The organism is Sphingomonas sp. Y38-1Y (assembly GCF_032391395.1).
Taxonomy (GTDB): Bacteria; Pseudomonadota; Alphaproteobacteria; order Sphingomonadales; family Sphingomonadaceae; genus Sphingomonas.
The window spans coordinates 1,312,968-1,335,471 of the sequence record NZ_CP135916.1; the positions used below are offsets into that span (position 1 = coordinate 1,312,968).

Here is a 22,504-nt window from a genome sequence, read left to right on the forward strand (position 1 = left end):
GGACCTCAGGCGGCGCGCGCGACGATCTGCGTCGCGCGAAGATCGGGGGTGGGGGCGGCGGGGCCGGCGGCGAGCCGCGTCTCCATCGCCTCGGCGGTCCGGTTGAAGGCGTCGAAGGCGGCGCCGATCTCGTCGCGGCGGCGGTGCGAGATGCGCAGGGCAAAGCCGTTGTCGGCCGCCTCGGCCAGCGCGGTACGAAGCCGGCGAAGCGGTCGCGCGACCATCGAACCGCTCAGATAGCCGACGCCGAGCACCGCGAGCATGACGATCGCCGCGAGTGCGGCCATCATCGCGCGGGCGTTGGCGACCGCGCCGTCGAGCGCGGTGCGCTTGAGCACCAGATCGACCCGTCCGAACTCGATTCCCGCATAGTCGATCGGCCGGACGAAACGGATGCCGGTGCCGCCGGCATCGGTCGCGCGCGGGTCGCCGCCGAACGCCGGCTCGCCCGACGGCGGGCGGTATCGGGTGCCGACGCGGGCAGGATCGGTCGCGGCGCGGATCACCCCGCCGGCACCGACGACGGCGATCTCGCGCACATTGGCGTCGCGCGCGGCGGCGGCGACGAATGCCTGGAGCGGCGCCCAGTCCTGCTCGGCGGGCGGGAGCCCGGCATTGTCCGCGGCGAGCACCGCGGCGTTGCCGGTGACGAAGGAGGCGATCGTCTCGCCCGAGACGAGCGCCATGTGCTCCAGCGCCGATTGCTGGCGATCGAGGATCGAGACGATGCTGGCACCCAACGCCAGCGCAGTGACCGCAGCGAGCGCAAGCGGCAGCTTGAGGCCGAGCGGCAGGCCGCGGCGCGCCGGCTCGACATCCTTGGCATGGCCGATCTCGCGATCGATCGCGGCGACGAGCTGCGCGCCGTCCTGAAAGCGCGCATCCGGCTTCTTGGCGAGCAGCTTGTCGATGATGAAGGCGAAGCCCGGCGGGCAGTCGCCGACGATCCGCCCGACCGGCTCGACCCGCTCCTGCGCGATCTGGATGGCCAGCGTGGCCAGGCCCGTGCCCGGAAACGCGACCTTGCCCGTCATCATCTCGTAGAGGACGACGCCCAGCGAGAAGAGGTCCGCGCGGTGATCGACCGGCAGACCCAGCGCCTGCTCGGGGCTCATGTAGCGGGGCGTGCCGACAAGCTGGCCGGCATGCGTGCGGCCGAGCTGGCCGGCGTCGCTCTCGCCCAGCCGGGCGACGCCGAAATCGACGAGCTTGACCTGCTGGCCGTCGGCCGAGACGAGGATGTTCGAAGGCTTGACGTCGCGGTGGACGATGCCCGCGCGGTGGGCATAAGCGAGCGCATCGCCGAGCTGACGCGCAAGGGTCAGCACCCGCTCATAGGGAAGCCGACCCTGCGCGGCGAGCACCGCGTCGAGCGGCTGCCCCTCGACCAGCTCCATCGCGATATAGGCGATGCCCTGCGCCTGACCCACGTCATAGATCGTCGCGATGTTCTGATGGCTGAGCGCGCCCGCCGCTCGCGCTTCCCGGAGGAAGCGGGCTTCCAGGTCGGCGTCGCGGGCGAAGTCGGGCTTCAGCACCTTGACCGCGACGGCGCGGCCGATGTCAGGGTCGTGCGCGCGATAGACTTCGGCCATCGCGCCTTCGCCGATCATCGCCTCGATGCGATAGCGTCCGAGCGTCTGCATTTCGTTCCCCCGCGGCCCCTGCGCCGCCGTCCGAAATGGCGATGTTATTAGCGGCGCGTTTAGATCGTCTTACCGACGCGCGCGAACCGCCGCGGCGATGCGTTCGGCGCGGGCGAGATCGCGGCCAATCGCCGGGTTGCCGGGATCGAGCGCGGCGGCGCGGCGAAGCAGGACCACCGCCTGGGCCGCCTTGCCCGCGTTGAGCGCGGCGAGCCCGGCGCTGCGGGCGCGAGCGGCCGCGGCCGGGTTGACGACGGGCGCGGCGGGGCCGCCGGCTTTGGCTTGGCGACAGGCGCGGGGGCCGGGCGGGCGGGCGCCGGATCGGCGCGGCGCGGCGGCGGCGTGGGAGCGGGCGCGCGCGGCGGCTGGCCGGGGATGCGCAGCACCGTTCCGACGGTCAGCGTCGACGGATTCTCGACCTTGTTGTACCGAGCCAGCTGATACGCCTTGAGCCGGTTGCCGAGCAGCCGCGCGGCGATTCCCGCCATCGTATCGCCGCCGCGGACGGTATAGGCATAGCTTTGCGGCCCCAGCAGCTCGACCGGATCGCGCTCGATCGAATCGCGCAAGAGCTGGAGAGAGGGGTTCATCGGTTCGCGCTTGAGTGCGGCGGCCAGCCGCTTGCGCGCGGGCTTTACCTCGCCGCGGTCGAGCATCGCCGCGATCGCGTCGACTTCGGCGGCGATGCTCGTTGCGGGCGGTGGCGTCGGGGCGGGGCGGGGGCCGCCGCCGCACGCCGACAATGCCAATGCCAGCGCGCCTGCGCCCCCGATGCGTACGCTCAAGCCCATAACCGTTCCTCTACTCTCACCCCGTCGATCGCGTCGCCGAGCCGCGCGGCGAGGCCGCTGCGGTCGCGGACGAACCGCGCGAAACTCGCCGCATCGAGCGGCGCTGCGAAATAATAGCCCTGGAAATGCCGGCAGCCGTGGCGATGGAGCCAGGCGACTTCCTCCGCCCGCTCGACCCCTTCGGCGAGCACGCGGATGCCCAGGCCGCGGCCGAGGGCGAGGATGCTCTGGCAGATCGCCTGCCGCTCGCGGCTCGCCTCCACGCCGCTCACGAACTCGCGGTCGATCTTGATCTTGTCGAAGGCGAGCGTGCGCAGCGTGCTGAAGCTCGAATAGCCTGTGCCGAAATCGTCGATCGCGATCCGCACGCCCATCGCCCTCAGCGCGTCGAAGGTCGATCGGCCGCCCGCATCGTCGCCGAGCGCGACGCTTTCGGTCAGCTCAATCTCGAGCACATCAGGGCCGACGCCGTGCCGCGCCAGCGTGCGCGCGACCAAGCGGTCGAGGTCGTGCGCGTCGAGCTGGCGGCCGGAGACGTTGACCGCGATGCGCAGCCTGCCGCGCCCATCGCGGCGCCAGATCGCCGCCTGGCGAACCGCGGTGTTGAGCGCCCAGGTGCCGATCTCTGGCGCGAGGCCGCTCGCCTCCATGATCGGCACGAACTGGCCGGGGGACACCAGGCCGCGGGCGGGATGGTGCCAGCGGATCAGCGCCTCGGCCCCGGTCACGCTGCCGGTGCCGCTTTCGATCAGCGGCTGATAGTCGAGCGTCAGCTCGCCGCGCTGAACCGCGTGGCGAAGATCCTGTTCGAGCCGGTAGCGCTCGCGCGCGATCGCCTGAAGGTCGATCGGCGCGGCATCGGCGGGCAGGCCGGGCGCCGAGAAGGCGGCGAGCGTGCGCGTCAGCGCCAGTTCGGGGGCGGGTTCGCCGGCGGGAAGATAGGCGCGGCGCAACCCGATCTCGGGCACGATCTCGCGCCCGCCGGCGCTCAGCGCATCGCCCATCGCATAAAGGAGCGCGTCGAGTTCGCCGCGGGCGGCGTCCTCCGGCCCCTCGACCCAGAGTGCGACATGGCTGCGATCGACCTGCGCGACCAGCCGCTGGCGCCAGACCATCGCCACCAGCCGGTGCGCGAGCAGGCGCAGCACCTCGTCGCCCAGATCCGGGTCGAACGCGCTCAGCCGATTGACGTCGTGAAAAGCGAAGATCGCCAGCGTGCCCCCGCCGCCTTCCCGCATCCGCGCGATCAGCGGTTCGCGGGTGGGCAGGCCGGTCAGCGCATGGACCTGTGCCGCGCGGCCGCGAAGATCGCCGAGCTCGGCGATGCGGGGCAGCAGCGCATCCAGCGTCCGAGGGGGCCGGGCGTCGCCCAGGGCCTCGGCGGCGGCGGCGACGAACCGCCGCGACCGCCGACGCTCGATGTTCCAGAGGAGCAGAGCGGCCATCGCGCAGGCGACGAGCGCAAGGCTGATCGTCGCGACCGTCACGTCGCCGCCCCAAAGAACACCCCCACTCATCGTGGCCCCTCTAACGCGGGGAGCGTTGCCAAACGCTTAGCGTTGAAGGAGCGCGACCGGACCGATCGGGCGGGGCGGATTGATCGAGCGCATCGCAATGCAGCTTGCGTTCACGGTCCGGCCTGTACCAAGGGACTGGAAACGCTGCGTCAAAGCGAGAAAGGATGTTCTGAATGCGTGGATCGATGATGGCGGTACTCGGCCTGGGCCTGGCGGTTGCGGCGCCCGCCGCGGCGAAGCAGGCGGCCGATCCCGGCAAGCAGGCGTTCGCGCCCTGCGCGGCGTGCCACGCCGTGACGCCGAACACCAAGCGCCTTGGCCCGTCGCTGCACGGCGTCGTCGGCCGCAAGGTCGCAAGCGCCCCGGGCTTTGCCTATTCGCCCGCGCTCAAGGCCAAGGGAACGGCGGCCTGGACGCCCGAGACGATCGACGCGTTCCTTGCCGATCCGCGCGGCTGGGCGCCGGGCAACCGCATGAGCTATCCGGGGGTTAAGGATCCGGCCAAGCGCGCGGCGATCATCGCCTATCTCAAGACGCTGAAGTAAGCGCGCGGGGTGCGGCGTACGCTGGCGGGCCTGGCCGCCGCACCGCTTGCCGCGGCGATGCCCGCCGCGGCTCAGGAAGCCACGGCGCCCGACATCGTCGTGACGGGTCGCGGGCTCGAACTGCCCGAGACGCGTGCCGATGCGCGGACCGAGATCACGCGTGACCGGGCCGTCAACACCGCCAGCGGCCGGCTTGAGGACGTGCTCGCCGACGTCGCCGGGCTCCAGTCCTTCCGCCGCGCCGATTCGCGCAGCGCCAACCCGACCGCGCAGGGCATTACGCTTCGCGGACTGGGCGGCAATGCGGCGAGCCGTGCGCTCCTGATCCTGGACGGCGTGCCGCAGGCGGATCCGTTCGGCGGCTGGATCGCGTTTCCCGCGTTTTCGACAGATCGCATCGGCGCGGTGCGCGTCCGCCGCGGCGGCGGCAGCGGGCGCTGGGGATCGGGCGCGATCGGCGGCGTGATCGAGATCGACAGCGCCACCCCCGACCAGCTTCGGCCGCTGACCGGCGAGATCGTCTATGGCGAGCGTGATGCCCTCGACGCTCGCGCCACCGCGACGCTGGCGCGCGAGCCTGGCTTTGCGACGTTATCGGCCGGCTATGCGCGCGGCGACGGCTTCGCACCGATCGTCGCGGAGGATCGCGGCCCGGTGGACCGCGCCGCCCCCTATGAGCAGTTCAACGCCGCGCTGCGGGCGGTGGTGCGCGTTGCGCCCGACCTGGAACTGCAGTCGACGGTGCAGGGCTTCACCGACCGACGTGATCGCGGGCTCGACTTCACCGCCATCGAAAGCGACGGCGCCGACGCCAGCGTGCGGCTGGTGGGAACGGGCGACTGGCGCTTCTCGGCGCTCGCCTATCTGCAGACGCGCCGCTTCGCGAGCCAGTTCACCAGCGTCAGTGCCGATCGGACGACCGTCACGCCGACGCTCGACCAGTACAACACGCCCGCCACGGGGCTGGGCGGGCGCGTCGAGCTGATCCCGCCGCTGGGGCCGAACGTCGACCTGGCGATCGGCGCCGATATCCGCGCGATCGATGGGCGGACGCAGGAGCTCTACACCTATGTCGCCGGCGCGCCGACGCGGCGGCGCGAGGCCGGCGGTGCCACGCGGACAATGGGCGCGTTTGCGAGCCTGGGCGTTCAGGCGGGTGCCCTGAGGATCGAGGGCGAGGGTCGCCTTGATGGCTGGCGCATCGCCGATGGCCGCTTGTTCGAAGCGGCGCTGACCGGCGGCACGCTGACCGACACGCGCTTTGCCGATCGTTCGGGCACGGAGGCGACGGGCCATGTCGGCGCGGCGCTGGCGCTCAATGACGCGCTCAGCCTGCGCGCGGCGGCGTATCGCGCGTGGCGCCTGCCGACCCCCAACGAGCTGTATCGCCCGTTCCGCGCCGGCGCCGACGCGACCGCCGCCAATGCCGAGCTCGAGCCCGAGACGATGGACGGGTTTGAGGGCGGCTTCGACCTGACGCCCGCGCGCGGCGTCACGCTCGGCGCGACGCTGTTCCGCAACACGCTGCACGACGCGATCGCCAACGTGACCGTCGCGCGGGGGCCGGGAACGTTTCCCGGCGTCGGCTTCGTGTCGGCGGCGGGCTTCTATCGCCGGCGCGACAATCTCGACCGTATCCGCTCGACCGGCGTCGAGGTCGATGCACGGGCACAGCTGGGCGAAGTCTCGCTCGGCGCCGCTTACGCCTATGCCGATGCGGAGGTGCGCGGAGGGACGCTCGCGCCCACGCTCGATGGGCTGCGGCCCGCGCAGGTGCCCGAGCATCAGGCCTCCGCGACGCTCGGCTGGGCGCGTGACCGATGGGCAGCGAACGCGACGGTGCGGTATCTGGGCGGTCAGTTCGAGGACGACCAGAACAGCCGCACGCTGGGCGACGCGCTGACGGTCGATGCGGTGCTGGCGGTGCCGGTCACGCGCACGCTGGCGCTGGTCGGCCGCGCCGAGAACCTGTTCGATGCGCGCGTCGAGACGGGCTTCAGCAACACCACGCTCGAGCGCGCCCGCCCGCGGCAATTATGGGTCGGGGTGCGCTTCGGAACCTAACGCGCCGGCAGCAGCAGCGAGGCGTCGCCATAGGAATAGAAGCGATACCCGCTCGCAATCGCGTGCGCATACGCCGCCTGCATCGTCTCCAGTCCCATCAGCGCCGAGACCAGCATGAACAGATTCTGAGATGTCCGAGAAAAGTGCTGCGAATACAATGCGGTTAGCGGCTTTGGCCGGAAGGTTTTCACCTCTCCTAACGATCACCTAATCGCGCGCGCCAGTGTGATCCGATCGTATCCTAGCCATAGCGCTTTGGCTGGATCGCTGCGCAAAAAGCCGCCTCCCATCCGCCTCACGCAACCTGCATCGCTCCGGCCCCGCACAGCCGTTGGCGGGAAAAATAAAGGGTACCAGCCCCTCAAGCGACGACATGTCACCTGAGGGGCCAGTAAGTAGATAATCAAGCGCTATCATTCCACCCGCTGACCGCCGAAGCAGCATTCGCCGCCTTGTGCAGTGTTTCGTTAGATAGATGTGCGTACCTCATAGTTGTGCGTGGCTGGCTATGTCCAAGTATCTGACCGATCACGAACAACGACTGCCCTGCGTTGGCCGCATTGCTGGCCATAGAATGGCGCAGGTCATGTACGCGCACGTCTGGCAATCCTGCTGCTCTTCTTGCACTGTCCCAAGAGTTGTAGAATGAGGCGAGCGGCTTCAACGTTTTTGGGTTCGGCAGCAAGTACGGGCAATCCTTGTACCGAGGCAGCGCTTTGATGACCGCGATTGCATCCTCGCTCAAGGGTACGTGTCGAGGCTTTCCGGTCTTGCTGGTTGGAATGCGCCATAGTCGCTGGTCCAGCCGGAACTCCTCCCACTTCGCGTCGAGCAGTTCGCGTTTGCGGCAACCCGTGTGCAGCAGCAGCGCCACGATTGGGGCGAGCATCGGGTTGGGGCTGTTCTCGACCGCGCGGCGGAGGCGTTGCGTCTCGGCGGCGGTGAGGAAGCGCTCGACCTTGTTGTTGGGATCTTTCTGCTTCAGCCCGTCAAGCGGGTTCACCTCGGAGCCTGCGATGCCCCACACCTTCGCCATCCGCAGCATGTGCCCGAAGATCACCTGCCACCGGTTGACGGTCGCCTGAGCGTAGCCTTCTTTGACCTTGCCGGCGAGCCATTCCATGACTTCGACGCGATCGAGTTGGTTGATGCGCTGCTTGCCAAACCGGGGAAGCAGGTGAAGCCGAAGGTAGCGCTCATCGATGTCCGCGCTCTTCTTGTATGAACGGACATACTCAAGGTAGCGGTCGGACAATTGACTGACGGTCGGAACGGTGCGTGCGACCTTACGCTCTTCCTGAGGGCTCTTGCCCACCACGACTCGCGACTGAACGCGGATCGCTTCCTTCTTCGCTTCCGCGAAGGTGAGCTGTGACACGTTTGCGATTTTGAACTGCCGCTGAGTGCCGCTCGGATCGCGGTACTTGTAGGCGTATGTCTTGGTGCCGCTTCTGTGAACCTCGACGATGAAGTTTAAGATCGTGGTGTCGCGGTACACCTCTTTGGCCTTCTCCGGCGGGCATGTGAGCGTCTGAACGGTGAAGGCGTCGAGCTTAATGACTGGCATGATGATATCCTTTGTTCGATTGTGAATGGAAGAGGACACGGGAAGCCGATCCCGGAACCTCGTTGCTGAGGCTCCGGGTGGTTGGCGGCGGTGCGAGTGAATTGATGGTGCCCCCCCCGCAAGGGCACTCAGGGCTTCCTCAGGGCACGTCGAAGTCGAGGGGCGTCGTCCATGCCCGTTCGATCACCGGCTCGGGCTTCTCGGCAAAGAATGATTGCTGCGGCTTATCGAGCGGTTTGCCGACACGCTTCACCGCCCAAGCCTTCCGCTCCGAATGCGGTGCCTCGACAAGCTGCAAGCTGGCGACGATCCGGTTCTTGTTGCGGCCCAGGTAGCGGCCGAACTTGGATTGGTTCACGAACCCACGTTCGACGCAGGGCAGCTCCATCATAGCGTCGTAAAGATCGCCGTTGTCGTTGCGCTCGATATGGCTGAGCACCTGACGCACCATCGTCGGGCGCTCTCCGAAGGTGGCGTTCCAGGCACGAGCAACACGATGCAGTTGCCATCGTCGTTGGTGATGATGGGCGCTTCGAACGCACCGCCGTGATCAAGCACCCATTCCCAAGGAGGGTGTTCGCTGTTGATCGAGTAACCCGTACTGACTTCGATGGCCTGTAAGGTATCTCCTGGGCAAACAATGCTGAATGACGCAAGATCTATCAAGTTACGCCGAAGGCTAAGAATGTATCGAAGACGGTCAGGAAGGGGTGCATCTAAATCGCATGGCGACGTGATTAAAATCATATTTGATCTCCAAAAATAAAGCCCCCGGCAAGCTGGCCGAGGGCTGGTACAATTAAACTAGAAGGCCTGATCTTATCTGCGAGCTGACCTCATGTAAGCAAAACTTATGACTAACGTGGGCCACCTTCAAATGGTTGCATCTCATGTATCATCGCGACGCATTCTTCAAATGTTCCAGCTATCCCCTGAAAGTCCCACTTATCAAGCGAGGCCGGGCTTACAAAACGTGATGCTTGTGGTCCTGTGTATCCGCCGCCAGTACCACGCGAGTTGACCTCTAAGCAGGCCCAATCTCGATCCTTTGAATCCACTCGCTCGAAACGGCCAAACTCTGCCGATTTCGGATCAGTAAGATGAGACTTGGTGATGTCTTTCATTGTAGCTTGAGGATCGCTGCAGCTGACAAGCAGAGTGGGCGGGACAAGGCCAGATATCGTGCGAAAAATGCGATTTCTCATTTCGTATCCTATCAATTCTGATGGTTATGGCGTGGTGACAGGGCAAGGATGATTGCATCTAATCCATAGATCCTCCCAGAGAATTGCATTCTGCTCATGAGCACGTCCTGGCTCACGCGCGATTTCATCCAACAGAGCGAATGAGTCGTGCTGTACGGGCGGTAAGGCAAGCAAAAATGACACGGCTGGTGGACAGACGGAACGGCGCGTTCGCGGCCATCTGCGCACATGGACGTAGTGCGACTTCTCGGCGCCAACGTGAGGCGGCACCGCAAGCTGAGGGGCATGTCGCAGGAGGAGCTGTCGCTGGAGGCCGGAATGAAGCGCAGCTATGTCAGCGATCTGGAAAGAGGCACGCGCAACCCTTCTGTTCGGGCGCTCGGTCGGCTTGCCGAAGCACTCGGCATCGAGCCTAAGCAGCTACTGGATCAACCTGCTAATGACTGCTTGTAATCAAATAAGATAGCCGGTATTACGCGATTAATTTGCCGGGAACGGCATACTTAGATATTTAGGTCCTGCAGGCAGCGTCGACATCCAGCTGTATCCAGTCGACCAAGCAACAGCGCGGCATCTACTGCGTCCTTGATAGACGTGTAAGGCCCGGTCCAGATACTACGCTTTTGGCTGCCGTTTCCTTTCAACCCTGCGCCACAGCGGCAATAAACACATTCGTTCTTGTGGACGCGGATCACATCGTAGTTTCTGTTCTCATAGACAAAATAGCTTACGCTCATGCAATCGCTTTCCAGACTCATTGGCACCCTTCAGCCGACGTACGACTGATCCGCGTTGTCAAATTTTGATAGCGCCAGGGGGCGAAACGGGCAAAAAGCGGCGCGACGCTTTTCGGCTATCTGGAGCCTAGGTTGAAGTTTGCGAGCGAGTGGGTGCCCGATGGCAACGAGCCGGATCTGGCGGAAGGGCGGGTCGATCTACAGCCTGTAAGAACCGTTGCCGGTGAGGGGTATGTCACGGCCACCAAGGCTGTACGCGAGTGTACGACCGATCGCCGCCGCGATCCAAATCCCTCGCTCCGTCCAGTTTTAGACCTCTTCTGCGGGGTAGGCGGCTTCTCGAACGGCTTTGAAGCTACAGGCGAGTTTGAGGTAGTGGCGGGTGCGGATTTACTCGGTGATCGCTTGGACACATTTTGTGCAAATCACCCAACTGCGATCGGCCACGGTGGCGACATCAGAGGGCTCAGTGCGGATGCGCTGCTAAGTGGAACGCCGCAACCATTCGTGGTCATAGGAGGGCCGCCGTGCCAAGGTTTTTCGAGCATTCGTCCATTTAGGAACATCGAGTGGAACGATCCTAGGAATAACTTAGGAGAAGAGTTTTGCCGTGTTGTTGCGGCGACGAACCCCGAGTGGTTGGTGTTTGAAAACGTGGTAGGACTGCTGAAGCATGATAGAGGGCGCGCCCTCACTGCTCTGGTGGGTGGGTTCGAGGCGCTGGGCTATCGTGTATCCTATCGAGTTCTCAACGCAGCGTACTATGGGCTTCCTCAACGCAGAGAACGTCTAATCATCGTCGGATCCCGGAAGGGAAAGCCTTTCGAGTGGCCCACCCCTTCACATCGACACAATCACCGCAGCATGGCAGGAAATTCAAATGTGCTTATCACTCCCCAAGTGGGACTATTTGATGATACGGCGCCAGCACTTACATTGATGGACGCGATAGGCGATTTACCACAGCTGTCGTCTGGGCAGCGGGCGGAGCACTACGCATGCGTCCCGCAAAACCGATACCAAGAACTGCTTCGGTTCAACTCCGAAACTCTCACCATGCACAACGCCACTGCCCACTCGCCTGAGATGCTGAACATAATTCGGCATGCGGGATCAAACATACATGCATTGCCGCCGGGCATGGTAACAAGCGGCTTTTCAACTTGTTACAGCAGGCTTGATGCAGACGAGCCTGCAAATACAATCACGGTAAATTTCGTCCACCCCGCTTCGAACCGCTGCATCCATCCCTTTCAGGATCGAGCCCTGACGCCACGCGAGGGTGCTCGCCTACAAAGCTTCCCGGATGTCTTCAAATTTACCGGGACAAGGTCACAGATAGTTAAACAAATCGGCAATGCGGTTCCACCTTTGCTTGGGAAAGTCATCGCCGAGGCAATTTTAGATGCGGAGTAATCTATTCTAGAAGCGCGGCGTAGGCGCGGTAGTTTGCACCGTTCCTTGAGCCCGGAACCATATCGAGGTCGACATAGACAACCTTCAATGCTTCCATTCCACTTGCATTGACTACTGCCGTCTTCCCGCTATCGCCGGCCGTGTTGCTGATATTGAAATGATCTTCTGTCAGATATCCTGCGCGCATTTCCCAAATTACTGCTCTTTGGGCCTTATGACGATCAGCCTTTTCGGTGCATGGCGACTCGTCTGCATCGATCAGCACATATCTGCACGTCAGGTAGTTGCCTTCCTTGGCTAGATGACCCTTAGGGTTATTGCGATTAAGAGCCATTTTAATTTCGATGCCGGACTTCGCCGCGTTTGGGTGGGCGGGAACAAGATCAGGAAATTTGTGTGGTCCGTTACGGACGTACATACCATTGCTTGCCTTAGCCACTTCCGCACCAAGAACATTGCCGATCATAGACGAAAGGTTGGCAAGCTCAACTATCTGGCACAGAGGCTCTACGCCATCCGCGGTAAGCGTTTGATCGATGCGATCGAGTAGACGATATGTGCCCGCAACGCTCGCCGCGAGTTGGTCGGAGGATAACCCTACCTTCGTCAACGATGCCGTGTTGGCGAAGCCTTTTGTGTTCGCCATTCGCTTTGCAACGTGCTCGCCTGCCACTGGCCTCTTTGATCCCGCATAATAGTTACAAACCCTGCGGTGACAGTATAAGCTGGCTGACTAAGAATCTAGTGGTTGCGGTCCGTTTGTGCGACGTTGAGCGGTCGGGAAAGCGGCGCTTGCGACTCCGAAGCGGAGGGGGGCCGAGCATCCCACCAGTGGCCCACACGAGCACCTTAACAGCTGAATGTCCCCGTCAGTCCGAAGCGGCTTTCAAGGCAGAAGCAGCGACGCATCGCCGTAGGAGTAGAAACGGTAGCCGTTCTCGATGGCGTGGGCGTAAGCCGCCTTCATCCGCTCCAGCCTCATCAGCGCAGAGACCAGCATGAACAGCGCCGTTGGGCGGCTCTAAGGTTTGAGCGCCTTCCGGCTGTGAACGCCAAATCGACCGTCTGAAAAGCCGTTCCGCCGCATTCCTCAGAAAGACTTGGTAGCGCCGCCTCCGCCGGATACCTTGTTCGATCCCTAGTCAAAGCCATGTATAAAGGGCACCACTCGCACGCCCACCAAACGAACTCTACGGAAGGAGCAGCGACGCATCCCCGTAGGAGTAGAAACGATAGCCGTTCTCTATCGCATGGGCGTAAGCGTCTTTCATCTTATCTAGGCCCATCAGCGCCGAGACCAGCATGAACAGCGTCGATCGCGGCAGGTGGAAGTTGGTCATCAGGCCGTCGATCCCGCGAAAGCGGTAGCCGGGGGTGATAAAGATCGCCGTATCGCCCTCGAACGGGCGGATGACATCGTCCTCGCCCGCGGCGCTTTCGATCAGGCGCAGGCTGGTCGTGCCGACTGCGATCACGCGTCCGCCAGCGGCGCGCACGGCGTTGAGGCGGTCGGCGGTGGCGGCGTCGATGCGGCCCCATTCGGCGTGCATCGCATGGTCGTTCGTGTCGTCGGCCTTCACCGGAAGGAAGGTGCCCGCGCCGACGTGGAGCGTCAGGGTCGCATGGCCAATCCCGGCTGCCTCCAACGCGGCGAGTAGCTCGGGGGTGAAGTGGAGCGCGGCGGTCGGCGCGGCGACTGCACCCGCCTCGCGCGCGAACATCGTCTGGTAATCGTCGGCGTCGCGCGCGTCGGTCGGGCGCTTGGCGGCGATATAGGGCGGGAGCGGCATCCGGCCGGCCCGTTCCAGCAGCAGCTCGACCGGCTCGTCACCGGCAAAGTCGAGCGCGAAGCTGCCATCGGCGGCGCGGTCGCTCGCAATCGCAGTCACCCCTTCACCGAAGTCGATCGCATCGCTCTCGCGCAGTCGCTTGGCGTTGCGGATGAAGGCGCGCCAGCGGCGCGGCCCCTCCCGCTTGTGGAGCGTCGCGCCGATCCGCGCCTCGCCCCGCGTCCCTTCGAGCTGGGCGGGGATGACGCGGGTGTCGTTGAAGACGAGGCAATCGCCGGGCCGCAGGCAGCCGGGCAAGTCGCGGACGATCGCGTCGCGAAGGGCGCCGCCCTCGACCACCAGCATCCGCGCGGCATCACGCGGCGCGGCGGGGCGCAGCGCGATCCGTTCGGGCGGCAGCTCGAAATCGAACAGGTCGACCTGCATCGGGCCGGCCTTACTTGGTGCCCGGCAGCGTCACTTCCTTTTCGCCCGCGGGCAGCGCGGCGGCAGGGGCAGGCGCCTGATAGGGCGGCGGATTGTCCGCGGCGATATAGGCATGGAGGATGCGCGCCGGGGCCGTGGGCGGCTCGCCGCGCGGGATGGTGTCGACATATTGCATGCCGTCGATCACGCGCCCGAACACGCTATAGTCCTTATCGAGGCTGAGGCGCGGCGTGAACATGATGAAGAATTGGCTGTTCGCAGTGTTCTGCGCCGCCGTCTTCTGCTCGGCGGTCGCGTCCTCGGGCGCACCCTGACGCGCGGCGGAAACGGCGCCGCGGACGTGCGGGAGATAGCTGAACTCGGCGGGCAGGTCGGCGAGGTCGGAGCCGCCGGTGCCATCGCCCTTGGGATCGCCCGACTGGGCCATGAAGCCCTCGATCACGCGGTGGAACAGCACGCCGTCATAGAATTTGCGGCGCGTCAGCGTCTTGATCCGCTCGACCATCTGCGGCGCGACGTCGGGACGCAGCCAGATGGTGACCCGGCCGCCCGTCGACAGGTCGAGCAGCCAGAGATTTTCCTTGTCGGTCGTGGCCGGCGGCGCCTTGCGACCGGCGACGGGCGCGTCGACGATCTGCGCGGTGGCGGGCATGGCGGCGCCCAGGCCGACAAGAGCGAGAAGCGAGAGCAGGAAACGCATGGATACCCCGAAACGGTCAGTCGCCGCGCGGGATAGACCAGATTGCGAGGCAGGGAAATGGGGCGCGCTCGCCCCGTTGCCAGCCTCCCTCGACGGGCATAGCTTCGATCGCGGGGAAATCAGGGGGAAGATCATGCGGCGGAGTCGTGGCGTGTGGGCGTGGATGCTGGCGGGCGCGGTCGTCGCCTGTCCGGCCGTCGGCGGGGCGGCGTCGGCGCAGAGCGGATCGCCGGCCAAGAAGGTGGTCCGAACGCAGGACGACCTGCCGCGGCACAGTTATCCGGTGACGGGTACCGCCGCCGCGCTGCTCGGCGCCGACGATGCGACCTTCAATGCCTGGGCGGCGCGGGTCGACGCCGATGTTATCGCGACGCTAGCGGGCTATGACATTCAGGACCGCGCGACGCTGCGCGACCTGCTCTCGACGCATCTCGCCTATCAGATGCTGACCGGCGAGGATGCCGGGGCGATGGCGACGATGCTTCGCATCCGCAGCCTTCAGGACAAGCCTGACGCCAAGCTGACCAGTGGCCTCAAGATCGAGGCGATGCTGAAGGCGCGGGCGGAGACCAAGGCCATGAGCGGCGCCGCGTACGAGGCGGCGTTCGCGCGACACTATGCGGCGCTGCTCAAGCCGCTGCCCTGGCCGGTGGTCGGCACCGCGCTCAAGGAAGCGCGCGGCAACGCGCAGATCGTCGGGCGGACGACTGTCGAGGGCTATATCCTCCAGCAGATCGAGCCGATCGTCGCTCGTGACCACCGCGTCAGCGACAAGCCGGCGGGCGAGCTCATCTGGGCGCGCTCGATCCTGCGCCACGACGTGCCCGTCGCCCAACCGGTCGTCGCCGCGCTGACGCCGATCATCCGCGCGAACAGCGCGCCCAAGGCCGACATCTGGGCCGCGCGCGAAGTGACGCTGACATCGGCCGACAAGACGACACCCGTTGTCGCAGCGGTGTGGGACAGCGGCACCGACCTGTCACTGTTCCCGGGGCAGGTCTATACCGATCCCGCGCCTAGGAAAGGGGCGCCATACCACGCGCACGGCCTTGCCTATGACATCGACAGCAAGCCGACGACCGGATGGCTGCTTCCGCTGACCCCCGCGCAGTCGGCCGAGTTCAAGACGATGATCGCCGATTTCCAGGGCTTTGCCGATCTCCAGCAGGCGATCGACAGTCCGGCCGCCGACGCGCTCAAGGCCAAGCTCGCCGCCATGCCCGCGACCGAGCAGCCGGCCTATTTCGAGAAGCTCGCTCTCTACCGCGACTATGGTCACGGCACGCACGTCGCGGGGATCATGGCGCGCGGCAATCCGGCGATCCGGCTCGCCTCCGCCCGGATGACCTATGACTGGCGCAACATCCCGGCGCCGCCGACCGACGCCTCTGTCGCGCTGAACGCGACGTCGTGGCGCGAAACGGTCGCGTGGTTCCGCGCGCACAAGGTCCGCGTCGTCAACATGAGCTGGAGCGACTCGCCCGACTGGCACGAAAGCGCACTCGAAAAGAACGGCATCGGCAAGGACGCCGCCGAACGCAAGGCATTGGCGCGGCGCTATTTCGAGGTCGGCAAGGCAGCCTTGTACGAGGCGATCAAGAGCGCGCCCGAGGTGCTGTTCGTCTGTTCGGCCGGCAACACCAATGGCGACAACGGTTTCGAGGAATCGATTCCGTCCGGGTTCGAGCTGCCCAACCTCCTCACCGTCAGCGCGGTCGACAGCGGCGGGGACGAGGCGAGCTTCACCACCTATGGCAAGAACGTCGTCGTCAGCGCCAATGGCTATCAGGTCGATTCGGTGATCCCGGGCGGCGCGCACATCCAGGAATCGGGCACGTCGATGGCGTCGCCCAACGTCGCCAACCTCGCCGCCAAGCTGATCGCGCTCGATCCCACGCTGACGCCGGCCGAGACGATCGCGCTGATTCGAAAGGGCGCAACCGCGAGCGCGGACGGGCGGCGCAACAACATCGACCCGAAAGCGTCGGTGGCGCTGCTCAAAGCTCGCTAGAGCCAAAGACCCGTTCGTCCTGAGCTTGTCGAAGGACGTGTTCCAGGAGGGGCGCTCGCGGCCCGTGCTTCGACAAGCTCAGCACGAACGGAAGGGGGCTTGGGGAAGGAGCCTCAGCTGCCCTTGCGGCCGAGCTTGTCCACCCGCGCGCGGACGTCCGCGGCCACATCGGGCGTCACGAACTTGCCGATATCCCCGCCATACAGCGCGATTTCCTTGACCAGGCGGCTGGCGATCGGCTGCAGCGAGACGTCGGCCATCAGGAAGACCGTCTCAATCCGATCGTTGAGCTGCTGGTTCATGCCGGCCATCTGATATTCGTATTCGAAGTCGGCGACCGCGCGCAGCCCGCGGACGATCATGTCCGCCCCCTCGCGCTCGGCGAAGTCCATTAGCAGCGAATCGAACGCGACGACGTGGATCTCGCCGTCCAGCTCCGCGACCTCGCGCCGGACCATCTCCATGCGTTCGTCCAGCGTGAACATCGGCGACTTGGACGGGTTGGTGGTGACGCCGATCACCAGCCGGTCGACGATCCGCGCCGCTCGCCCGATGATGTCCATGTGGCCGAGCGTGACGGGGTCGAAGGTGCCGGGATAGACAGCAGTGCGTGCGCTCACCGGTCGCGCTCCAGCGTGTAGCGGGCGAGGTCGCGGAGCAGGTCGGCTTCCGCGCCATAGGCGTGGAGGTGCGCGACCGCCTGGTCGACCAGCATCCGCGCCTGTTCCCGCGCGCGATCGACGCCGAGCAGCGAGACGAACGTTTCCTTGCCCGCGGCGCCGTCCTTGCGAAGCGCCTTTCCGACCTTGCCCTCGTCGCCTTCGATGTCGAGCAGGTCGTCGGCGATCTGGAAAGCGAGGCCGATGTCGCGGGCATAGCCCTTGAGCCCCGTGCGCCCCTCCGGCGCGATGCGGCCGAGGATCGCGCCTGCCTCGACCGAACAGGCGATCAGCGCGCCGGTCTTCATCGCTTGGAGGCGGGTGACGGTCGCGAGGTCGAAGCTCGACCGCTCCGCCTCCAGATCCATTGCCTGGCCGCCCGCCATCCCCGACGGCCCGGACGCGTGGGCGAGGCAGAGGATCAATTCCGAGCGCACAAAGGGGTCGGGGTGAGTCTTCTCGTCGGCGAGGATCTCGAAGGCGAGGGCGTGGAGGCAGTCGCCGGCCAGGATCGCCGTCGCCTCGTCGAATGCCTTGTGCACCGTCGGCTTGCCGCGGCGCAGATCGTCGTCGTCCATCGCCGGCAGGTCGTCATGGACGAGGCTGTAGACATGGATGCACTCGATCGCGGTCGCAACGCGCGCGGCGGCCTGGCGATCGACGCCGAACAGCCGCGCGGTCGCGAAAACGAGCAGCGGGCGCAGCCGCTTGCCGCCGCCGATCGCGGCATGGCGCATCGCCTTGTAGAGGTTCGCGCGCGCGTCGCCTGGTACGGGGAGCAGCGCGTCGAACTGCCGGTCCATCTCGGCCGTGATCTCGCGCATCGCGTTCTTGAGCGCGAGGCTGGGCGCGGCGAGCGTCATGCCCATTACGCGCCGAAGGACGTGGTACCGGCGGCGCGGCCGTCGGCGTCAGTGCGGATCGCCTCGATCCGGGCCTGTGCCGCGTCGAGCCGCGCGGCGCATTGCCGCTTCAACTGATCGCCACGCTCGTAAAGGTCGATCGCTTCCTGAAGCGTCGCCTCGCCGCTTTCGAGCCGCGCGACGATGCGTTCGAGCTCCTTCAAAGCGTCCTCGAACGAAAGCTCGGCGATGCCGGATTCCTCTGCCATGCCCTGCCTATGCGGCAGGTTGTGCCCGACGCGCAATGGGGAGCCATCCCCCGTCCCGCGGGTTCTGATCGGCAAACCAGTCGAGGGAACCCTTTCATGTTCGAGACCGTCAATCCCGCCACCGGCGAGAAGCGCCCGCCGATCGAGGAACTGGACGAAGCCGGCATCGACGCCGCGCTGGATCGCGCGCACGCCGCCTATCGGACATGGCGCCGGACGCCGATCGAGCAGCGGACCGCATTGCTCGGTCGCATCGCCGACGCGTTCGAAGCGAACAAGGACCGGCTCGCGCGCGCCGCGACCGAGGAGATGGGCAAGACGCTGAAGTCCGCCGTCGCCGAGGTCGAGAAGTGCGTCGCGGGCTTCCGCTATTATGCCGAGGCCGGGCCCGACTTCCTCAAGGAATCGACGGTGCCGCTGAAGGGCGGGCGCGCGATCGCGACCTGGCATCCGATCGGCCCGGTGCTGGCGATCATGCCATGGAACTTCCCCTATTGGCAGGTCGTCCGCTTCCTCGCGCCGACGATCCTGGCGGGCAATGTCGGCCTGCTAAAACACGCGTCGATCACGCAGGAATGCGGCGCGCTGATCGAGGAGATGGTGCGAGCGGGCGGGGCGCCGGACGGGCTGTTCCAGAACCTTCCCATCAAGTCGGGTGCGGTCGAGGCGCTGATCGGCGATGATCGCGTCGCCGCGGTGACGCTGACCGGCAGCGAGGGCGCGGGGCAGAAGGTGGCCGAGGCGGCGGGTCGCGCGCTCAAGAAGGTGGTGCTGGAGCTTGGCGGGTCGGACCCGTTCATCGTCCTTCCCTCCGCCGATCTCGACGAGGCGGCCAAGGTCGCGACCACCGCGCGCATCCAGAATGCCGGCCAGTCGTGCATCTGCGCCAAGCGGATGATCGTCCATGCCGACGTGTTCGACGCATTCCTCGACAAGTTCTCCGAAGCGATGCGCGCGGCCAAGGTCGGCGATCCGATGGACGCGGGGAGCGACATCGGCCCGCTGTCGAGCTTCGAGCAGCGCGACACCGTGATCGAGCAGGTGGCGCGGGCGCGGGAGGAAGGCGCGCGGCTGTTGTTCGGCGCGGAGAAGCCCGACCTGCCCGGCGCGTACCTGACGCCCGGCATCCTCCTCGACGTCGATCCGGAAAGCGACTTCGCCAAGGAGGAGCTGTTCGGCCCGGTGGCGATGGTGTTCAAGGCGGACGACCTGGACGCCGCGATCGCGCTCGCCAACGACATTCCGTTCGGCCTCGGCTCGTCGATCTGGACGAACGACGATGGCGAGCGCGAGCGGCTGGTCCGCGACCTCGAATGCGGCATGGTCGCGGTCAACCAGATGCTCGCCTCGACCCCCGAGGCACCGTTCGGCGGGATCAAGCGTTCTGGGCATGGGCGCGAGCTGGGTCCCTGGGGCCTGCACGAGTTCATGAACCTCAAGGCCGTCATGCTGAAGGATTGAGGAAGAGGAAGGGGCGCCATGTTCGTCAACTTCAACCCCGACTGGCCGCCCCCGCCCGAGCCGCCTGCACCGCCGCCGCCCCGCCTGGACAAGCAGGGCGAGGCGCGGCTGGGCTGGGTGATCGCGCTCAACCTGGCGATGCTGATCCTGGGACCGCTCGCCGGCGCGACGGTGCTCCAGGCGCTGGTGGCGCTGTTCGCGGGTTGAGCGCGGGCGCGACTGCCGCTAGGGCGCGCGCACCAGAGGGCCGGGCGGCCGCGGGCGGGTTAAACCGCGCGAGGAAAGTCCGGGCTCCACGAGACAACGGTGCCGGGTAACGCCCGGCGGGGGCGACCCCAGGGAAAGTGCCACAGAGAGCAGACGGCCAAGGCTTCGGCCCGGTCAAGGTGAAAGGGTGCGGCAAGAGCGCACCGCGCGCCCGGTAACGGGGGCGGCACGGCAAACCCCACCGGGAGCAAGACCGAATAGGGGCGGCACATGGGCCTTGTCTCGGCCCGTCGCCCGGGTTGGTTGCTTGAGCGCGCCGGCAACGACGCGCCTAGAGGAATGGTCGCCCATCCTTCTTCGGAAGGTGGACAGAACCCGGCTTACAGGCCCTCTGGTGATTTTTTAGGCGCGGGCGGGGAGGCTAGCTCCTCGGATTCCGCCTCTCAACATCGGCTGACCTTTCGCCACTCGGCTAAACGCGCCTCGACAAAGCGAGTCGCAACTGCCTGCGTCTCCCATGTGTCCGGAACGTCGTACAGCGTCTGGCTACTAAAGAATTCGTGGTCGTAGTCAGCATGATACGACCCTGGATCAGTATGAAGCCCATCGCTGCCAGCATAGTAATGCGCAGCGAAGCGATTCCCCTCACTGTTCAGGTCCTCATCGGTGAACTTTCCATCGCAGACATTGAAGAACCATTCTCCGGGCGTAACTTCTTGTCGACGAAGTTGCGAGAGCTCGTCAGCGAAGTCCTCAATGTGCAGGTCGCTCGCCATACCGTTCAGAACAGCCCACGATGCGAACATCGCGATGTGCGTTCCCCCCGCGGTTTCGGGCAGGTTGGATGGAAAATCACCGCCATAATGCCAGGACGCATCATCGTACTTCATGGAACCGGCCTCGTGTGCGGAAGCAGATTGGCGCACGCCACGAGGATCGGCAATCGGGCGTGATCGCACGGCCGGGCGAGTCGAGACCTGAAGGTACATAGCCCCGCGATCCCAAGCCCCTCCATCCCCGCTTGCGTGGGCCAGCATCGGGCCTATCTGCTAGCCGACGATGGTACGGCCGACACGATCCAACGACTGGGGCTTTCCGCGGTGGCGCGGGTATGAGGACGAGCGGGCGGCGGCGAAGGTGCGGCTGTGCGATCGCCATGGCTGCGACGCGCCCGGCAACTGTCCCGCGCCCAAGTCGCCCAACAGCCCCGAGCGCTGGTATTTCTGCGAGACGCACGCCGCCGAATACAACAAGGGCTGGGACTATTTCGCCGGGCTTTCCGCCGAGGAAGCCGCGCAGCGCGAAGCGGACGAGCGGCGCGATGCGTCGGGCTTTGCCGAGTCGAAGCACAATGCCTGGGCCGGTCCGGGTGACGGCAGCCGGTCGCGCGACGAGATGCGTGCGCTGGGCGTGCTGGAGCTCGATCCCGATGCCGATTTCGAGGCGGTGAAGCTCGCCTGGCGGCGGCTCGCCAAGGCCAACCATCCCGACATCCGCCCCGGCGATGCCGAGGCCGCGGAACGCTTCCGCGCGGGTCAGGCCGCGTACGACGTACTGCGTACGGCCGAGGAGCGGCGCCAGTGGAAGCCCGCCTGAGCGCGTGAAGGGCCCTTGGTGAAGACTGAGCTCCGCTCCAACTGGTCGAACGCCGTCCTCGTCTGCGCCAAATGCTCGAAGCGCGTCGATGGCGGCTTTGGCGACAAGGGCAGGACGCCGCTCGCCAAGGCGCTGCGCCGGCATCTGAAGCTCAGGAAGGGGCGCAAGGGCGCTGCGGGGGTGGTCGAGGTCAAGTGCCTGGGCGTCTGCCCGCGCGATGCCGTGGTGGTGGTCAACGGCGCCGAGAGCCGGACGTGGCATCTGGTGCGGCCGGCGAGCGACCTGGACGAGGTCGCGGCGGCGGTGGGGCTGAGCGAAGATCGTACCTCCCCGGAACGGGGAGGGGGACCGCCGGCGTAGCCGGGGGTGGAGGAGTGTTCTTGCTCTCCGCTGGCGTGCCGCTTGCGGCGCCACCCCTCCACCAGCCTGCGGCTGGTCCCCCTCCCCGTACCGGGGAGGTGCTTGCGTCAGCTCTGCCGCGCCGCCGTTTCCCGGATCAGTGCGATCATATTGGGGATGCCTTGCGTGCGGTTCGAGCTCAGCTGGTTCTTGAGGTCGAAGGGGGCGAGTGCCGCCTCGATATCGGTGGCGAGGATCGCTCGCGGGGCCTGGTCCTGTACCGTTAGCAGGACGAGCGCGATGATCCCCTTGGTGATCGCGGCATTGCTGTCCGCGAGGAAGTGGAGCGTGCCGTCCTCGCCCCGTGTGGGATAGACCCAGACCGACGCCGAGCAGCCGCGCACCAGCGTCGCCTCGGTCTTGAGCGCGTCGGGCATCGGCTCGAGCGCGCGGCCGAGGTCGATGAGCAGGCGATAGCGGTCGTCGCCTTCGAGAAACGCATATTCGTCGGCGAGGTCGGTGAGGCTGGACATGCGCGCCGCATAGCGGGGGCGGGCGGGGGCGTCACCCTGTCCGTTCGGCGGCGGGTGTTCGGGGCACGTCCTTCGACAAGCTCAGGGCGAACGGGGAGAGGTGACGTGTTCCAAACCGTTCGTCCTGAGCTTGTCGAAGGGCGTGCCGAATGCGCTTCGGTGAAGGGGCGGGCGGAACCCGCC

At 65.9% G+C, this 22,504-nt stretch carries 23 protein-coding genes, 1 other RNA gene and 2 pseudogenes; 10 read left to right on the forward strand and 16 right to left on the reverse strand.

Annotated elements, in window-relative coordinates; all coding sequences use genetic code 11:
* Positions 1–5: 5 nt before the first annotated feature.
* Genes RS883_RS06235 through RS883_RS06245 form a run of 3 tightly spaced genes read right to left on the reverse strand, consistent with a single transcriptional unit; the run spans position 6 to position 3,954 of the window.
* Positions 6–1,646 (reverse strand): serine/threonine-protein kinase, encoded by a 1,641-nt coding sequence (locus RS883_RS06235; protein ID WP_315763852.1) that lies wholly within the window; start codon positions 1,644–1,646, stop codon positions 6–8.
* Positions 1,647–1,705: 59 nt separating this feature from the next.
* A complete protein-coding gene (locus RS883_RS06240; protein WP_315763854.1) occupies positions 1,706–2,431 on the reverse strand; it encodes a LysM domain-containing protein in 726 nt (241 codons plus the stop codon).
* On the reverse strand, positions 2,428–3,954 hold the full coding sequence (locus tag RS883_RS06245) for an EAL domain-containing protein (protein WP_315763857.1): 1,527 nt from the start codon (positions 3,952–3,954) through the stop codon (positions 2,428–2,430). Before RS883_RS06245 ends, RS883_RS06240 begins: the two co-directional genes overlap by 4 nt.
* A gap of 173 nt (positions 3,955–4,127) precedes the next feature.
* Between RS883_RS06245 and RS883_RS06250 the strand changes: the two genes are divergently transcribed.
* Together RS883_RS06250 and RS883_RS06255 are read left to right on the forward strand one after the other, a co-directional pair.
* Complete coding sequence (locus tag RS883_RS06250; RefSeq protein ID WP_315763859.1) at positions 4,128–4,499, forward strand: c-type cytochrome; 372 nt, start codon at positions 4,128–4,130, stop codon at positions 4,497–4,499.
* A gap of 9 nt (positions 4,500–4,508) precedes the next feature.
* Entirely contained in the window at positions 4,509–6,563 is a 2,055-nt protein-coding gene (locus RS883_RS06255; protein ID WP_315763861.1) for a TonB-dependent receptor, read from the forward strand.
* On the opposite strand, the pseudogene RS883_RS06260 reads toward RS883_RS06255, so the two are convergent.
* The 4 genes and pseudogenes from RS883_RS06260 to RS883_RS06275 all read right to left on the reverse strand — a co-directional run.
* A pseudogene (locus tag RS883_RS06260) lies at positions 6,560–6,688 on the reverse strand (S-adenosylmethionine:tRNA ribosyltransferase-isomerase); the annotation flags it as partial. The gene RS883_RS06255 and the pseudogene RS883_RS06260 sit on opposite strands and share 4 nt — an antisense overlap.
* 278 nt (positions 6,689–6,966) lie before the next feature.
* Positions 6,967–8,130, reverse strand: coding sequence for a tyrosine-type recombinase/integrase (locus tag RS883_RS06265; RefSeq protein ID WP_315763863.1), 1,164 nt, complete (start codon positions 8,128–8,130; stop codon positions 6,967–6,969).
* Positions 8,131–8,269: 139 nt separating this feature from the next.
* Positions 8,270–8,581, reverse strand: a complete 312-nt coding sequence (locus RS883_RS06270; protein WP_315763865.1) for a hypothetical protein — start codon at positions 8,579–8,581, stop codon at positions 8,270–8,272.
* 406 nt (positions 8,582–8,987) lie between these two features.
* Positions 8,988–9,254, reverse strand: a complete 267-nt coding sequence (locus RS883_RS06275) for a hypothetical protein (RefSeq protein WP_315763866.1) — start codon at positions 9,252–9,254, stop codon at positions 8,988–8,990.
* Positions 9,255–9,620: 366 nt separating this feature from the next.
* Here RS883_RS06275 and RS883_RS06280 point away from each other — a divergent pair, with 366 nt between their 5' ends.
* Both RS883_RS06280 and RS883_RS06285 read left to right on the forward strand, forming a co-directional pair.
* Complete coding sequence (locus tag RS883_RS06280) at positions 9,621–9,788, forward strand: helix-turn-helix transcriptional regulator (RefSeq protein WP_315763868.1); 168 nt, start codon at positions 9,621–9,623, stop codon at positions 9,786–9,788.
* 416 nt (positions 9,789–10,204) lie between these two features.
* Positions 10,205–11,488 (forward strand): DNA cytosine methyltransferase, encoded by a 1,284-nt coding sequence (locus RS883_RS06285; RefSeq protein WP_315763870.1) that lies wholly within the window; start codon positions 10,205–10,207, stop codon positions 11,486–11,488.
* 1 nt (position 11,489) lies between these two features.
* Here RS883_RS06285 and RS883_RS06290 read toward each other — a convergent pair whose 3' ends face one another.
* The 4 genes and pseudogenes from RS883_RS06290 to RS883_RS06305 all read right to left on the reverse strand — a co-directional run bounded on the left by RS883_RS06290 (position 11,490) and on the right by RS883_RS06305 (position 14,404).
* The gene (locus tag RS883_RS06290) at positions 11,490–12,134 is read right to left on the reverse strand and encodes a hypothetical protein (RefSeq protein ID WP_315763872.1); all 645 of its coding nucleotides are present in this window, start codon (positions 12,132–12,134) and stop codon (positions 11,490–11,492) included.
* A 240-nt stretch (positions 12,135–12,374) separates the two neighbouring features.
* A pseudogene (locus tag RS883_RS17165) lies at positions 12,375–12,500 on the reverse strand (S-adenosylmethionine:tRNA ribosyltransferase-isomerase); the annotation flags it as partial.
* 178 nt (positions 12,501–12,678) lie between these two features.
* Positions 12,679–13,704, reverse strand: a complete 1,026-nt coding sequence (gene queA / locus RS883_RS06300) for a tRNA preQ1(34) S-adenosylmethionine ribosyltransferase-isomerase QueA (protein ID WP_315763874.1) — start codon at positions 13,702–13,704, stop codon at positions 12,679–12,681.
* A 10-nt stretch (positions 13,705–13,714) separates the two neighbouring features.
* Entirely contained in the window at positions 13,715–14,404 is a 690-nt protein-coding gene (locus RS883_RS06305) for a peptidylprolyl isomerase (RefSeq protein WP_409977400.1), read from the reverse strand.
* A gap of 133 nt (positions 14,405–14,537) precedes the next feature.
* Here RS883_RS06305 and RS883_RS06310 point away from each other — a divergent pair, with 133 nt between their 5' ends.
* Positions 14,538–16,415: a S8 family serine peptidase gene (locus RS883_RS06310; RefSeq protein ID WP_315763875.1), complete on the forward strand. Its 1,878-nt coding sequence runs from the start codon at positions 14,538–14,540 to the stop codon at positions 16,413–16,415.
* Positions 16,416–16,528: 113 nt separating this feature from the next.
* Here the strand turns inward: RS883_RS06310 and coaD are convergent, their stop codons facing one another.
* Genes coaD through RS883_RS06325 form a run of 3 tightly spaced genes read right to left on the reverse strand, consistent with a single transcriptional unit; the run spans position 16,529 to position 18,185 of the window.
* Positions 16,529–16,978, reverse strand: a complete 450-nt coding sequence (coaD, locus tag RS883_RS06315) for a pantetheine-phosphate adenylyltransferase (protein ID WP_425475057.1) — start codon at positions 16,976–16,978, stop codon at positions 16,529–16,531.
* Between the two features lie 53 nt (positions 16,979–17,031).
* A complete protein-coding gene (locus tag RS883_RS06320) occupies positions 17,032–17,898 on the reverse strand; it encodes a polyprenyl synthetase family protein (RefSeq protein ID WP_409977411.1) in 867 nt (288 codons plus the stop codon).
* A gap of 44 nt (positions 17,899–17,942) precedes the next feature.
* Positions 17,943–18,185: an exodeoxyribonuclease VII small subunit gene (locus RS883_RS06325; protein ID WP_315763881.1), complete on the reverse strand. Its 243-nt coding sequence runs from the start codon at positions 18,183–18,185 to the stop codon at positions 17,943–17,945.
* A gap of 96 nt (positions 18,186–18,281) precedes the next feature.
* Here RS883_RS06325 and RS883_RS06330 point away from each other — a divergent pair, with 96 nt between their 5' ends.
* The 3 genes from RS883_RS06330 (at position 18,282) to rnpB (ending at position 20,252) form a co-directional block, all read left to right on the forward strand.
* Positions 18,282–19,646 (forward strand): NAD-dependent succinate-semialdehyde dehydrogenase, encoded by a 1,365-nt coding sequence (locus RS883_RS06330; protein WP_315763883.1) that lies wholly within the window; start codon positions 18,282–18,284, stop codon positions 19,644–19,646.
* Between the two features lie 18 nt (positions 19,647–19,664).
* Positions 19,665–19,853 carry a hypothetical protein gene (locus RS883_RS06335; RefSeq protein WP_315763886.1) on the forward strand — a complete coding sequence of 63 codons (189 nt, stop codon included), beginning with the start codon at positions 19,665–19,667 and terminating at the stop codon, positions 19,851–19,853.
* 32 nt (positions 19,854–19,885) lie between these two features.
* Positions 19,886–20,252: RNase P RNA component class A (rnpB, locus tag RS883_RS06340), an RNA gene on the forward strand.
* A 44-nt stretch (positions 20,253–20,296) separates the two neighbouring features.
* On the opposite strand, the gene RS883_RS06345 is transcribed toward rnpB, so the two are convergent.
* Positions 20,297–20,842 (reverse strand): hypothetical protein, encoded by a 546-nt coding sequence (locus RS883_RS06345; protein ID WP_315763889.1) that lies wholly within the window; start codon positions 20,840–20,842, stop codon positions 20,297–20,299.
* Between the two features lie 70 nt (positions 20,843–20,912).
* On the opposite strand from RS883_RS06345, the gene RS883_RS06350 reads away from it, so the two are divergent.
* Together RS883_RS06350 and RS883_RS06355 are read left to right on the forward strand one after the other, a co-directional pair.
* Positions 20,913–21,449 carry a J domain-containing protein gene (locus RS883_RS06350; protein ID WP_315763891.1) on the forward strand — a complete coding sequence of 179 codons (537 nt, stop codon included), beginning with the start codon at positions 20,913–20,915 and terminating at the stop codon, positions 21,447–21,449.
* An 18-nt stretch (positions 21,450–21,467) separates the two neighbouring features.
* Positions 21,468–21,809 (forward strand): (2Fe-2S) ferredoxin domain-containing protein, encoded by a 342-nt coding sequence (locus RS883_RS06355; RefSeq protein ID WP_315763894.1) that lies wholly within the window; start codon positions 21,468–21,470, stop codon positions 21,807–21,809.
* Positions 21,810–21,916: 107 nt separating this feature from the next.
* On the opposite strand, the gene RS883_RS06360 is transcribed toward RS883_RS06355, so the two are convergent.
* Positions 21,917–22,321: a SufE family protein gene (locus tag RS883_RS06360; protein WP_315763896.1), complete on the reverse strand. Its 405-nt coding sequence runs from the start codon at positions 22,319–22,321 to the stop codon at positions 21,917–21,919.
* Positions 22,322–22,504: the final 183 nt, after the last annotated feature.